The 13,119-nt window shown below is 50.3% G+C and carries 12 protein-coding genes; 9 read left to right on the top strand and 3 right to left on the bottom strand.

All coding sequences use genetic code 11. From position 1 onward, the window contains the following. Positions 1-926: AAA family ATPase (locus DBR30_RS02905; RefSeq protein ID WP_146181349.1), on the top strand; the 926-nt coding region annotated here is incomplete at its 5' end. Between the two features lie 63 nt (positions 927-989). On the opposite strand, the gene DBR30_RS02900 is transcribed toward DBR30_RS02905, so the two are convergent. After that, positions 990-1,889: a DNA adenine methylase gene (locus tag DBR30_RS02900; RefSeq protein ID WP_108541823.1), complete on the bottom strand. Its 900-nt coding sequence runs from the start codon at positions 1,887-1,889 to the stop codon at positions 990-992. A 147-nt stretch (positions 1,890-2,036) separates the two neighbouring features. Here DBR30_RS02900 and DBR30_RS02895 point away from each other — a divergent pair, with 147 nt between their 5' ends. Together DBR30_RS02895 and DBR30_RS02890 are read left to right on the top strand one after the other, a co-directional pair. Continuing rightward, entirely contained in the window at positions 2,037-4,124 is a 2,088-nt protein-coding gene (locus tag DBR30_RS02895) for an ATP-binding protein (RefSeq protein WP_108541822.1), read from the top strand. Then, positions 4,125-5,492: a hypothetical protein gene (locus DBR30_RS02890; protein WP_108541821.1), complete on the top strand. Its 1,368-nt coding sequence runs from the start codon at positions 4,125-4,127 to the stop codon at positions 5,490-5,492. Positions 5,493-5,512: 20 nt separating this feature from the next. On the opposite strand, the gene DBR30_RS02885 is transcribed toward DBR30_RS02890, so the two are convergent. Together DBR30_RS02885 and DBR30_RS02880 are read right to left on the bottom strand one after the other, a co-directional pair. Beyond that, positions 5,513-6,520 carry a hypothetical protein gene (locus tag DBR30_RS02885; RefSeq protein WP_219927542.1) on the bottom strand — a complete coding sequence of 336 codons (1,008 nt, stop codon included), beginning with the start codon at positions 6,518-6,520 and terminating at the stop codon, positions 5,513-5,515. Positions 6,521-6,916: 396 nt separating this feature from the next. Continuing rightward, entirely contained in the window at positions 6,917-7,693 is a 777-nt protein-coding gene (locus DBR30_RS02880) for a helix-turn-helix transcriptional regulator (protein WP_005339360.1), read from the bottom strand. A 210-nt stretch (positions 7,694-7,903) separates the two neighbouring features. Between DBR30_RS02880 and DBR30_RS02875 the strand changes: the two genes are divergently transcribed. From DBR30_RS02875 to DBR30_RS02850, 6 genes are read left to right on the top strand one after another with little or no spacing between them, the layout of a single operon-like run. Further along, on the top strand, positions 7,904-8,665 hold the full coding sequence (locus DBR30_RS02875; protein WP_005357258.1) for a DUF3450 domain-containing protein: 762 nt from the start codon (positions 7,904-7,906) through the stop codon (positions 8,663-8,665). Then, positions 8,662-9,966 (top strand): MotA/TolQ/ExbB proton channel family protein, encoded by a 1,305-nt coding sequence (locus DBR30_RS02870; RefSeq protein ID WP_108541820.1) that lies wholly within the window; start codon positions 8,662-8,664, stop codon positions 9,964-9,966. The genes DBR30_RS02875 and DBR30_RS02870 overlap by 4 nt, the downstream gene beginning before the upstream one ends. Further along, positions 9,963-10,493: a MotA/TolQ/ExbB proton channel family protein gene (locus DBR30_RS02865; RefSeq protein ID WP_005339367.1), complete on the top strand. Its 531-nt coding sequence runs from the start codon at positions 9,963-9,965 to the stop codon at positions 10,491-10,493. Before DBR30_RS02870 ends, DBR30_RS02865 begins: the two co-directional genes overlap by 4 nt. Then, positions 10,490-10,891: an ExbD/TolR family protein gene (locus DBR30_RS02860; RefSeq protein WP_005339369.1), complete on the top strand. Its 402-nt coding sequence runs from the start codon at positions 10,490-10,492 to the stop codon at positions 10,889-10,891. The genes DBR30_RS02865 and DBR30_RS02860 overlap by 4 nt, the downstream gene beginning before the upstream one ends. After that, positions 10,888-11,550, top strand: a complete 663-nt coding sequence (locus DBR30_RS02855) for an energy transducer TonB (RefSeq protein ID WP_021230422.1) — start codon at positions 10,888-10,890, stop codon at positions 11,548-11,550. The genes DBR30_RS02860 and DBR30_RS02855 overlap by 4 nt, the downstream gene beginning before the upstream one ends. Positions 11,551-11,552: 2 nt before the next feature. Beyond that, positions 11,553-12,731 carry a hypothetical protein gene (locus DBR30_RS02850; protein WP_033115216.1) on the top strand — a complete coding sequence of 393 codons (1,179 nt, stop codon included), beginning with the start codon at positions 11,553-11,555 and terminating at the stop codon, positions 12,729-12,731. Positions 12,732-13,119: the final 388 nt, after the last annotated feature.

The following is a 13,119-nucleotide window of genomic DNA, read 5'->3' as shown; positions in this document are numbered from 1 at the left end:
CAAACTCTGCCGGACAAGATAATGTCGGTCGAATTTTACTGTCAATAATATCTTTTCAAAGACTTAAAGATAAGTATCCTGATGACTATAAAGGTGGCATTCTTGCAATTGATGAGATAGATGCAACACTGTATCCTGCTTCTCAGGTGAAAATGTTGGACTCTTTAATTTCACTTTGTAGTAATATAAGTGTTCAAATTATCGCAACAACACATTCATTACATCTTTTAGAAAAAATCGGTGATTTGAAAAAAATTAGGGGAAGGGATAAACAATTCAATGCGATTTTTTTAAAAAAAACTGATGGCGAAATTGTAGTTAAAGAAAACCCTAGTTACGATAACATGGTTCATAATCTTAATGTCACAATTGGCAAGGTGGCTGAGGTTAAAAAATTAATCGTATACACAGAAGACAATGAATGTATTCATTTTACCAAAGCAATTTTAAAGAGAAAGTTTAAACATCTATCCTTTCCAGAAATCACATTGGGATGCAAGAATTTAATTCAGCTTGGTCAAAAGAAGATAGACTCATTCAGCTATCCAAACTCCGTTGTTATCCTTGATGGTGATGCTCGGGCTGACTTAAATAAATATCGACTTAAAAACTATATTTGCTTGCCTGGAGATGTCAGCCCAGAATCATTGTTAGCTAAGTTTTTGATCAGTTTGCCAGATAAAAGTCCCTTTTGGGAGGAAAAGACAAAATATTATTCAAAACAGATTTGTTTTAAAGATTATAACTTATCTGATATTACATCATGCCGTGTTAAAGCTAAAAAATGGTATAATCAGCAATTGGATTTAGGGGCATGGGGAAAACAAGCTGGTAATGCATTTAAGTATCTCTTGGATACAATGCCTGAGGAAAGAAGTGTTTTCTTAGATGACTTTGAAAAATTATACAATGCAATATTAAGCTAATGCATCATTTTTAATGTGGCATCTATAATAGACACCGGTTAAAAATCGGTGTCTATTTTTAGATTAAAATCGCTTGCTCATTATAGGCTGCGAATGAAGAGATATATTTCCATAGAACATAACCTCACTGGCTAAAGGGCGTTCTTTTGCTGTTGAATAATGCAAAGAAAATTCTACGTGGTTATGGCCTGCATAGACTTCTTTTATTTCTTCGCAGTTATCATAAGTAACTAACCATGGGGTAGATAGCGTTGCAACTCTATCTGCAATTGCAGCATGGTCTGAGGCCTTATAATGATTTCGATAGAGTTGACTTCCTTTATGATAATAAGGCGGATCTAAATATATCAGGCTGTTTTGGGGTAGGTCAGATTGTAGGCCTGAAATAAGGTCGTTTGCATCCTCATTATATAATGAAATTCTGTGCCGCATATTGGCAATTTTCCGTATACGTTGAGAAAGGTCGAGTTTATTGAAGCGGGCAAACATCAGCCATTTTCCTGTTTGAGCTTTGCCTCCAATAAGCCCTCCTCGTAAGATACCGGAGCGATTCGTTCTATTAAGATAAAAAGTTGCAAAACCGACTTCTGTCAGGCTGTGGTTCTGAGGTTGTGCATGTACAGCGCGTAAAGCTTCCCAAGTCTCTAGTGTCGGCTGTGCCTCATCTATCAGGCGAAGCAGATTTTCGGTATCGTGCAGAACTGCCCACCAGAATGCATGTATAGCAGGGTCTAAGTCATTGAGTACAATGCGCTCAACATGACCACCGGAAAGCAAAAGAATCGCCGCCCCAGCTCCACCAGCGTATGGTTCAACATACCATCCGTTGTTCAATTCATTTTCACGAATCAGTTGAGAGAGCCAAAGACTTAGGCGTCCTTTACCTCCAGGGTAACGAAGTGGGGTTCCAAACGTGGCACCACGTGTTGGCCGGTCATCTTCGTGTGCAATCAACCCGTTCATTATCAATCCTAATCTAGTATCCCAGCTGCATCGTAGCCTACCTACTGGGGGCTGGCCAGCACTTTCGAAGTGTACGTATTGCAAAATTAATCTGATTCATATCAACATGTTCGATTGAAACTGCAACACCTCAGGAAGTGCGTCACCATGAACAGTATTATCAATCAAGTTACTGCTCGTCACCCCCTCAGTCTACTGATAGGTGACATCAAACAATCCTTTGTTGGATACGTATATAACCTGCGTTACGACGAGGCTTATGTACAAACAAACGACCTGTTTAAGTATGCTGTTAATGGGTTAGCTCATAATTCATTCTTAGTCGCCGCAGGCTTCGATCCAACTCGTTTTAATGAAACATCCTATATAGATCAAGAGGTTGTGCTGCTTCGTGTTATCGAGCCTGCAACATTGCCTCAGGATGCTGATATGGTGCGTACTCGTATTGAGCATCACCAGAGACGTCGAGAAGAAGAGAGGCTTCCTGGTGATAGCAATGATGGTCTCGACCCCATTACGCGTAGTGAATTACAGTGGGGAGGGTTGCGCTGCCGAGTGTTGGGGACGTTTTTCATGCAAGACGATCAACTGCGCTTAGGAAGCGATGTCGAAACATTTATGAGTCTACCGCGTATGCGAGCCTATAAACCGCGCGGTGATGTTCTGGCTAGGATAGTAAACCATGTGAACCCAGAAATCCGCACTAAGGCTGCTGAAGAAGCCAGAAAAGCTGGCTTTAGCGACATTCCTCAACCGATAAAAATCGGTACTGTTCGATATACATCTACAAATAGACTGCAACGTTCCAGCGGCGAATCTGTTCAAGTTGAAATTCAACCAGCAGACTTTCTTGCCCGCCGTACTGCTGTACTTGGCATGACGCGTACGGGGAAGTCTAATACAGTTAAAACAACTGTTTCAGCGGTTGCATTGGCTGCAATGAAATCTGACATCAAGGTCGGGCAATTAATTTTCGATATTAATGGTGAATATGCAAATGCCAACCATCAGGATGATGGAAGTTCCATTGCGGATGTTTTTGGTGACAGAGTTATTCGTTATCGTGCACTTGAAACTCCGGGCTTTGAAGATCTTCGGATGAATTTCTACACCGAGCCGGGGCAAGCTATTAATCTGATCCAAGCGCTTTTCAAACAAGAGTCCTCTCCTTTTTCGGGGCAGGATTTGGATGCATTTATGTCTGCTACTCTTGAAGAGCCAAACAAATCAGATACTAGTGAATATACTCGTTGGAAACGTCACGTAGCTGTTTTTCAATGTATTTTAGCTCGCGCAGGATATCCAGTTCCGTCAGGGTTTCTCGTGGAAATACCAATGCCACAATCTCTTGTGAAGCAAATGAATACATACCTACGTTCACAAGAAAGTCCAGATGTAGTTCTTCCTGTATCCGACAAAGTTTCTCCTATGGAGGCCGCAGCATGGTTTGAACAGATTAGAGTGATAAATATTGGTGTGCGAGAACAGCAAGCAGAAAAGAGAACCGCTACAATCGGTTTATCATCTTCCACCACTGGAAATGCTTGGGTTGACCCATTACTTGAATCAATGCTAAATATGCTGGCTCGAGAAACAAGTCGTAAGCAATCATTTGGTGGATGGCGCGCAATACAAAAATATCGTTCTTACCATTCTGCTCGTCGTGTTAGAGATGTGACATCGGAAATTGTAAGATATTTAGATGCTGGGAAAATTGTTATTCTCGATTTGTCAGCTGGCCCTGTAGAGATTCGTAAAGTACTCTCTGAGAGAATTGCCAGGCAGATTTTTGATAGACAAATGGATGCACTAAATCAAGGCAAGGTGCCGCAAAACATAGTTATTTATGTTGAGGAAGCTCATAATTTGATCGGCAAAAAGGTTGATTTAGATACGACATGGCCACGCATTGCCAAAGAAGGTGCTAAAGCAAAAATTGCTTTTGTGTATGCAACTCAGGAGCCATCTTCTGTTCATCCTAATATCCTGGCCAACACTGAAAATTGGTTCGTAACACATCTAAATAATGATGATGAACTAAGGACTTTAGGTAAGTTTTATGACTTTGAGGATTTCTTGCCCTCTCTGAAAAGTGCCCAAGATGTGGGTTTTGCTAGAATTAAAACTTTATCTGCTCCATTTGTAATTCCAACGCAAATAAATAGATTCACTCCACATGACATTAAGGCTCAAATAGCATTAATTGTCGGGCAGAATGAAAAGGTAGGTATCTAAATGCCTTATGTTCGCGAACATGCAGGTAAAGGTGGGCATGCTGATTTTGTGCGCAACCCTGACGTGCAAAACTTTCTTTCGAATTGTGATTATTTGCGTGAGCCATCTGATGAAGAAGGACGGGTGCTGGCATCGCGTTTTCAACGAGCGCCACGAGCAGTTCCTCCAAAACTGCCAAAGTTTGTAGTAGCGTCAGATGCAAGTAAAAATGATACTCCTATAAATGATAAGTTACCAAGTACACAGATAGGATTTCTAAAAGTAAGTCATGTGCTAGTTAATATGGAAAACTATGCAGGCCTACTTGATTCATCAAGTCATTTTATCGATCCATTTAAAATTGCCGATATGCATCGGTCTGCATCACCTATAACTTTCACAATGCCTGGTAGCAATATTAGATATAAGGGGGTTGCTAGCGTAAAACATGGTTTTAGACGTGCGTTGTTTGATCAGATGTCGGTTAATCGTGGTGATGGTCAAACACCAATGTTGTTGACGGAAACGCTTCGTGAGTTAGTTGAACCATCACTAAAAATAATGAGCTGCCCCTCATGCGGGCATAGTCACTGCTTTGATTTTATTGACAGAGATTTGAAACAATGTCCAGTGTGTCATGAAGACGTATTTATTACAGATTGGCTACGCTTACATGAAGGAATAAGTGATTACGGCGATAATAGTAGCGCAATGACACGAATGATGAATGCAGTTGAACATCTTATGCTCGGTGCATACATCTTACAGGTATTTCATGTTCACCCAGGTGCCTTATCTGATATTGCATTTGTTCTTGATGGTCCTCTTGCGTTGTTTGGAGAGCCTGCAAAGCTATCATTTCGTTTGCAAGCATTAATCCACAAAGTAAATGTGCGTCTTGCAGAGTTGAATTTAAGCTCAATGCTTGTCGTTGGATTACAGAAGACTGGTGTGCTTATGGATCATGCTCTCTTGCTGGAACGATTCCTCGATGATGGCATGTTGCGTCTAGTTGACGATGACTACCGTAATACATACATTACAGGTTCGGATTCTCCAGCAAGTAATTTTGGGAATGAAACCTACTATGGCCAAGATTTTCTCTTTAAGACAGAGAGAGGCCGAATGTTCAATTTTGCGCTTCCATATCCGTTTCCTGATAAAAACCATAATGGCGGTGGCAGGGCTTTTGCGTTAGCGAAATCTGAAATCGAGCGCTATGGTGACCAAGTACAACGTGCATGTGATTTGATCCGGTATTTTGAGATGGATCTTTATGACAATGCAATTGTTCCTGTGGCTCTTGCCCATAGACATGCTTCAATTAGTCTCGTACCAGGAGGGCAAGTTTTGAATTTGCTAGTTCGTGGTGGGGTTGGAAGAGGATGAAAGTCCAGAGTTGCCCCTGTTTAAACAGGGGCTGATTTTTTGTTCTCATTCAGGGTAAGGCATTTTTCAAGGTAACTGTTCGAGAAGGCACGAAGATTTGCTAGCCGCACAGATCGCTCTTCTTGTGTGCCTGGGTGCGCTCGGTAGGGCAGGAAACGAGCTATCGCAGCACCAAGCTTCTCATGAAGACGTCCATCTGGGTTCAATACCCATGCCCCATTCGCTCGTCCATCCGGTAGTGCCGCGATGGCATGGCACTGGACTTCAGCCAAGAAGTCCTGCAACAAGTAGTCGCGTGTGGCGATATATGGGAATACCATCGAATTCTGTACGCCAGCAGGAAAAATCGATATCGCTGGCAGCATCACATCATGGCCAAAATTTTCTACCGCCTCTTTTTGTTTACCGAAGCTGGACATAAGTTTGGTGTCTGCCTGCACCTTCTTGAGCACCTTTTTGCGAAAGAGGGCTGGCTGCTCCTTTGCTAAGAATAATAATGCTGCCAGATAGAAAGGTAATTGCAGGAATGGCAAGTTTCCCGCCTTGAGCAATCCACTCAACCATTCCAGCTTGGATTCGGCGCTGCTTGACTGATGGTAGAGATAGAGAATGGCAGGTAGATAGCCAGACAGTAGTGATACATTTTTTTTAAGGTCTGGTTTTGCATCCTCAAGTGCTCGGTCAAAAATTATGGAGTTTTGATTTGCATCCCATGAACCAAAGCGCTTTCCCAGTAGTTCTGCATAGTCATGTAGAGCTTTACTAGCACCAGCAAACTTTGGTCGTTGTTCGAGCATTGCCATCGTCGGATTTAACTCCAACGGCTTCGAGCGCAGCAGTTGTTCCAAAAAATCTGTATTGGCCGAACGCCGACCTTCGACAATATCTGTCAGCACATTGTTGTCGAGTACCAGCGAGTGTAGGACCTTCGTTCCATGAGGCACTATGGCGCTAGGGTGCAGCATCGGCCGGATGTACAGCGCATCAGTATCGCCTGGTGGTGATGCCACTACTTGACCATCTACCACCCAAGTCTCGTTAATCAATGGTTGAACCACTTTAAAGCCCCTATGGTTTCTGTGCTATGCCACCGTCACGGTCAAGCGTATGACTGTCTTTGAGGCTTGGGAGAATATCAACTAAGTGGCAGGTTGGAGGACTGGGTATTTGTATACCCAGATCCACATTAGTTAGATTATCTAGGTCTGGTGATAATTGGTCGGTGTCACACTTTATTACTCCATTCTCCCGCGGGTACTGGGCAGACTCTGTAAATCGGTGTCCAACTTTATTTTCCAGTGACTATTTTTCCATGTGGTATAGAAGGTCTTGCAGAGAAATTTGGTATTCAACTTTATTACACTAATACATTTCTGACATGAAAAAGAGCCGCAATTGCGGCTCTTTTTGTTGCTGCTGAGGGGTTACGACAGCCGCAGGTTGGTGATGGTGACCTCGTCGAGGGAGGGCACTATGATGCCGCTGGTGATCCCTTTGGCGATGGCCTGACTGCGGTTCTTTGAGTCGGTCTTGTTGGTCACCTGGGTCAGGTGAAAGTTGACCGTCCGCTCACTGATGCCGAGGATGGTGGCGATCTCCCAGGAGGTCTTGCCCTCGCTGGCCCAGAACAGGCACTCCTTCTCCCGATCCGAAAGTTCGGTCAGGTATTTCATCATATCCGGTCTGCTTTTGATCAGTTGCAGTGCAGAGTTGAAGATGTAGCTGGCGCAGAACGACAGCAGAGGGACATTTTCAAACATCAGGTCGGAGTTGGATTTGTCCTTGGTGATGAATGAGAGGATGCCGTGCTCCCCCTGCGGGGTGTGCAGCGGAAAGGAGACGCCATTGCGTACCCCGAAATCGGCAGCCAGGTTCATCACGTCGCGGCTGGCGCTGGGCAGCCAGGGCGAGTCGCAGTCGAGCTTGTTCCAGAAGATCGGCTGGGTCTGTTTCAGCCCCAGATAGACCACCGGATCCTGGGTCAGATACTGGTTTTCGCTGTAGGCGTCAAACCAGGTGGTCGGACAGTTGTTGAACAGTGCCACGTGGGATTTTTGCATGCTGATGGGGAAAATAATCAGCAGCCGAAAGTAATCGAAGCCCATTTGATGACTGAAGCGCTCCAGCAGTTGCTGGATATCGCTGGTTTTTGTTGCCTTGGTGAACTTGTCGATATGTTCCCAGATCGCATCGTTGAGCATTACTTTCTCCTTTTTCGATCTCTATCACACTGATCGAAAAGATTTTTTATCGTTATTTATATTTGTGCGGTGGCTATTGGCGCCACTTATTCCGTGCGTGCTTAAAAATTATCCTGTTTTTGTGCATAAAGGCCAAGAAAATCCTCTCGTTGCCAGTCCGCCCTGTATTTGAGATAATGATAATAGTTATCATTAGTAAGATGTATTTCAATGAACAAATTATGGGGTGTGGCCCTGCTGCCACTGTCAGTCCACTTTGCTGCCATCGGGGATGAGCTGGTTGCTCCCGCCCTCAAGAACAGCATAGCTGCTGGGAAAGCCTCCCAGCAGCGGGTGGAAAAAGCCGCCGATGCCGCTGTTGCCGCACGACTGGAGCTGCAAAATGCCCAGCTGCAACTGCGCGACCTCGAAGCCTACAACCGCTACATGCAATCTCTGGTGGCCGATCAGCAAAATGAGCTGGGTAAATTGAGCCAACAGCTGGAAGCGGTGCAAGAGACCCGTCAGGGCTTGATCCCGCTGATGTTGCAGATGCAGGCAGATCTGGAACAGCTGGTGCAAAACGACATCCCGCTGCGCAAGGAAGATCGGCTGGCGCGGGTTGAACAGTTAAAAGCGACCCTGGCTCGCGCAGACGTTAGCGAGGCAGAGAAATTCCGTCAGCTACTGCAGGCCTATCAGATTGAAGCCGAGTACGGCAGCCGGATGGACAGCTATTCCGCCGAGCTGGAGCTGGATGGTGCTCCGCGTCGAGTCGATGTGCTGGCGCTGGGTCGGGTCTCCCTGCTGGCAATGACGGCCGATCGCAGTCAGGCATGGCGCTGGTCTGCCGAGGCGAAGCAGTGGCAAGCCCTCGATAGCCAGTGGCTCTCCCCCATCGCCGAGGCGATGGATGTGGCCGCCGACAAGAAAGTTCCCCAGTTGCTCAATGTCCCCCTCTCTGTCAGCCGTAGTCAGGAGGCCCAATCATGAGAGTCACCATGAAGTGGTTCCCCCTCCTTATTGCTCTCTCCTACGGTACCAACGCCGCTGTCGCCGATGAGTGGCAGCAGCAGGAACAGGCTCGTGAACAGCAGGCTCAGCAAGATCTGGCGACCGTTGCCAAGGAGCTCGGCACTGCCCGCGCCAGACTGGCCGAGGCCCAGCGCCTGAGCAAGGAGCTGGCTGGCAAGTTCGCCAGCAACGAGAAGCAGCTGGTCGAGCTTAACGCCCAGTGGGAGCAAGCCTCCGGCGACATGAACGAGATCTTCGCGGTCACCCGTCAGGGCGCCAGCGATGCGGTCAAGCTGTTGAGCGAATCCGCCGTCGAGGGCCAGTACCCGGAACGTCTCGCCCCGCTGAAAGCCATGGCACAGGATAAACAGGTGCCGGATCGCGCCGCCCTCGCCCTGCTGCCCGCCACGCTGCTGCAGGAGATCCGCGAATCTGGCCGGATTGCCCAGTTCAACGGCAAGGTGCTCGATGCCCAGGGGGCTGCCAGCGAGCTGTCGCTGACCCGGGTTGGCAGTTTTGCCCTGCTGGGGAGCGAAGGCTTCCTGCAACCGACTGCCGAAGGCTTGAGCCCGGTACTGGGTCTGCCCGGTAGCGTGCTCTCTGCCGTTGCGGCTTATCAGGGTCAGGAAGGGGAAGCGCTGCCGCTGGATCCTTCTCATGGCACTCTGCTGGCGATGCTGGCACAGGCGCCCACCTTCTGGCAGCAGGTACAACAAGGTGGTCAGGTCGGCGCCATTATCGTGCTGTTGGCTGCCATCGGCTTGGGGATTGCGGCGGTACGGCTGTGGAGCCTCTCCCGCGAACTGGGTCGGGTGCGCCGCCAGCTCAAGAGCGGCGAGTATCACGCCGACAACGCCCTCGGCCGGGTGCTGACGGTGGCAGACAAACACCCCGAGCTGAGCATGGAGACCCTCGAGCTGCGTCTTGATGAGGCGATCCTGCAGGAGACTCCTCGCATGGAGCGCGGCATCGGCATGGTCAAGGTGATCGCGGCCATCGCCCCCATGCTGGGTCTGCTCGGTACCGTAACCGGGATGATCGGCACCTTCCAGGCCATCACCCAGTTTGGCACCGGCGATCCCAAGATCATGGCGGGCGGCATCTCCATGGCGCTGGTCACCACGGTACAGGGTCTGGTTGCGGCCATTCCGCTGATCCTGGCCCACAGCCTGCTGCAATCACGCTTCACCGAGCTTTCCAATGTACTGGAGCAGCAAGTAGCCGGCATTCTGGCCGAGCGCGCCGAGAGCAATAACGGCGGGATGGAGCGAGCAGCATGATGCTCGACATCTGGCAACAGCTGCAGAGCTTCATGGGCCGTGGCGGCCCGGTGCTCTGGGTCATTCTGGCCCTGCTGGTGCTGATGTGGATTTTGATGATCGAGCGGCTGCTCTACCTCAATCTGGGTTTCGGCCCGTTGCAGCAACAGCTGCTCGGCCGCTGGCAGGCACGCAGCGAGCGCCACAGCTGGCACGCCCGGGCGATCCGCAGTCGCTGGCTGGCGCAGGCAGAGCTGGAACTGAACCGTCATCTGATCTTCATCCGCACCCTGGTGGTGCTCTGCCCCATGCTGGGGTTGCTGGGCACTGTGACCGGCATGATCGGCGTATTCGATGCGTTGGCCGCGGCCAACCGTTTTAACCCGGAGAGCATGGCGGGCGGGATCTCCCGCGCCACCATCCCCACCATGGCGGGCATGGTGGTGGCGCTCTCCGGCGTGTTGTTACTCAGTCGGCTCGAGAGTCAGGCCAAGCGTGCGCTGGCCAAGACCCGGGACGGCCTGCGAGAAGAGAAGGTAATGCAATGAGACGGCAATCCAAACGCCAGCGTGACGAAGTGCAGATCGACATGACCCCCATGCTGGATATCGTGTTCATCATGCTGATCTTCTTTATTGTCACCACCTCCTTCGTGCGCGAAGCCGGGCTCGAGGTGCACAGGCCCCAGGCCAGTCAGGCCAAGGCGCAGAAATCTTCCAGCATCATGCTGGCGATCGGGGCTCAGGGTCAGATCTTCCTCGACCGCAAGCAGATCGATGTGGAGCGGGTACAGGCCACCATCGCCCGCCTGCTTGCGGAGCAACCCGATGCCAGCCTGGTTATCCAGGCCGACGAGCGAGTGCCCCACGGCAAGGTGGTGCGGGTGATGGATGAGGCCAAGGCTGCGGGTATCGCCAATATCGCCGTGGCGGTGGCACCGAAATGAAATACAAGCTGATGAGCCTGGGGTTGGGGGTTGCACTCAGTCTGGGCATCCTGCTGTTCATGGCCACGCTGGTTGAACCGCCCCGGGGCGAGAAGGTGGCGAGCGAACAGAAGCCCATCGTTATCAATATGCAGAACGAGGTGACCGAGGTGCAGGTGCGCGAGCGTCCGGTGCCGCAGGAGCCTGAACCTCTGCCAGAGCCTCCCGCCGCATTGGCATCGACACCTCTGCCGATGCCTGCCGCGGCCCCCTTGGCGGCTGTTGAGCCGAGTCTGGATCTGGTTTCCAGCCTCAGCGCGGTGCAGGTCTATGCCCCCGGTGTAGCGACCAGTACCGCACCGGTATTGAGTGGCAATTACCACGGCCAGCAGCAAGGGGCGGGTATCGGCGCTGGTGACATGTTGATGCCGCTGCAGCGGATCGAGCCGGTCTACCCCTATCGTGCCCAACAGTCAGGGATCGAAGGTTTCGTCACCCTGCGCTTTAGCGTGAATGCGGAAGGTGGCGTGCAGGACGTGGAAGTGGTCGAGGCCAAACCCAAGCGTCAGTTCGAGCGGGCGGCCATTCAGGCGATCAACAAGTGGCGCTATCAGCCGAGACCGGGCGCCACCGACAAGCTGGTGCAAGTCATCACGCTCAAATTCAAACTGGAGTCATAACTATGTTGCGGATCTGGATCTGTCTGCTGGCCCTGGTTGGCCAAGCCTGTCTGGCGATGGAGGTCAGCCCCCACTTCTCCCGTCAGCTTGAACCCGTGATGAAGCTCTATCAGTCCGGTCAGTGGCAACAAGCCCAGAGCAAGGCATCCGGCCTCAAGCCAAATAGCGATGCCGAGCGTGCCTGGCTGGCGCAGCTGCAAGCCTCGCTGGCGGCTAATCTGCAACAGACCGCCCAGGCGAGCCGTTATGTCGAACAGGCCCTTGCCTATAAAGAGTGGCCCGAGCAGCAACAGCTCCAGCTGTTGCGACTACGCGGCGATATTCAGGCCCAGCAATCCAACTGGTCTGGTGCCATCGCCAGCTACAAGGCGGCGCTGGCACTGAAGCAAGACGATGCACTGCGCCTGCGTCTGGCCGGCCTCTATTACCACAACAAGCAGTACGGTGACGCTGCCAGCCAGAGCGAACAGTTGTTGAAGAAGGGTTGGCATAAGCAGGCCGCTATCATTCGTCTCTCCGCCCTCACCGCTCAGCAACGTTATGGCGTGGCGGCCGATCAGGCGGCCGAGCTGATCCGTCACGAGCCGACAGAGAGCAAATGGTGGCAACAGGGGGTGTCGCTCAACCTCTCCGCCAAACGTGGCGATCAGGCGCTGGCATTGCTACAAACTGCCATCGACAGAAAACTGATGGATGACGCGTCAGCCCGTAATCAGCTGATCCGCCTCTATGCCTGGCAAGGGCTGCCTTATCGCGGTGCCCGTCTGCTGGAAGCGGCCATGGCCAAGGGACAGATGAAGCAAAGTGCTGAAAACCGCCAACTGCTGGCTCAATTGTGGGAAGGTGCCCGGGAGTGGTCACAAGCTGTCGATAGCTGGCAACTGCTGGCCAACCAGCATGGCCAGCCCAAAGCCGCCATGCGCGCCGCCGAACTGCTGCTGCAACAGGGCAAGACAGATGCCGCCATGACCCAGCTCGCCGCTATCAAGTCGGTAAAAGGCGAGCAAGGCAATCGTGCCAAAGCATTGCTGGTGCAGGCACACCTTAATAAGGAGCAGTATGCCCAGGCGCTGGAACTGGCCCGTGAGCTGCAGCAGCAGGATAACTGGCAACAGAAGGCAACCAGCTGGGTCAACTATATCCGGGCACAAAGCGAAGAGTTGAGCAAAAAAGCGGCGTAAAAGAGGCGCCAAGGGGTTGTTTTGGGGTGTTCAGTTCGCTTTTTCAGCAAACGAACGCATTTTTGCAAAAAGCCCTTGTCATCGCGGCGCGGCTCCCTATAATGCGCCCCTACCAGCACGGCGGAACACGCCGAACTGATGAGCCAGCTTCTTAATGAAGTGGGCGCCGAAAGAAAAGCGAAAACAATCGCTTGACTTTCGAAGTGAGAGGCGTAATATGCGCCTCCTCAACGCGATAAGCGTGACGCTCTTTAACAATTTGAATCAAGCAATCTGTGTGGGCACTCACAGCATCGAGCATCAAAAACAATTTTTGATTTTCAATGTCTGGTGAAGTGACCAAGACGATTTCTTAGCAATAAGAAGTCGAACAGTTTATTTCAGCAAT

The sequence above is a fragment of the Aeromonas sp. HMWF017 genome, assembly GCF_003061465.1.
GTDB classification, from domain to species: domain Bacteria; phylum Pseudomonadota; class Gammaproteobacteria; order Enterobacterales; family Aeromonadaceae; genus Aeromonas; species Aeromonas veronii.
Note: the sequence above shows the minus strand (reverse complement) of the source record. Positions and strands in the feature narration are given on the sequence as shown.

Coding starts and splice junctions, on each gene's coding strand:
- DBR30_RS02900 (WP_108541823.1), bottom strand. CDS start 1,889: ATGAACGGGTTGATTGCACACGAAGATGACCGGCCAACACGTGGTGCC.
- DBR30_RS02895 (WP_108541822.1), top strand. CDS start 2,037: ATGAACAGTATTATCAATCAAGTTACTGCTCGTCACCCCCTCAGTCTA.
- DBR30_RS02890 (WP_108541821.1), top strand. CDS start 4,125: ATGCCTTATGTTCGCGAACATGCAGGTAAAGGTGGGCATGCTGATTTT.
- DBR30_RS02880 (WP_005339360.1), bottom strand. CDS start 7,693: ATGCTCAACGATGCGATCTGGGAACATATCGACAAGTTCACCAAGGCA.
- DBR30_RS02875 (WP_005357258.1), top strand. CDS start 7,904: ATGAACAAATTATGGGGTGTGGCCCTGCTGCCACTGTCAGTCCACTTT.
- DBR30_RS02870 (WP_108541820.1), top strand. CDS start 8,662: ATGAGAGTCACCATGAAGTGGTTCCCCCTCCTTATTGCTCTCTCCTAC.
- DBR30_RS02865 (WP_005339367.1), top strand. CDS start 9,963: ATGATGCTCGACATCTGGCAACAGCTGCAGAGCTTCATGGGCCGTGGC.
- DBR30_RS02860 (WP_005339369.1), top strand. CDS start 10,490: ATGAGACGGCAATCCAAACGCCAGCGTGACGAAGTGCAGATCGACATG.
- DBR30_RS02855 (WP_021230422.1), top strand. CDS start 10,888: ATGAAATACAAGCTGATGAGCCTGGGGTTGGGGGTTGCACTCAGTCTG.
- DBR30_RS02850 (WP_033115216.1), top strand. CDS start 11,553: ATGTTGCGGATCTGGATCTGTCTGCTGGCCCTGGTTGGCCAAGCCTGT.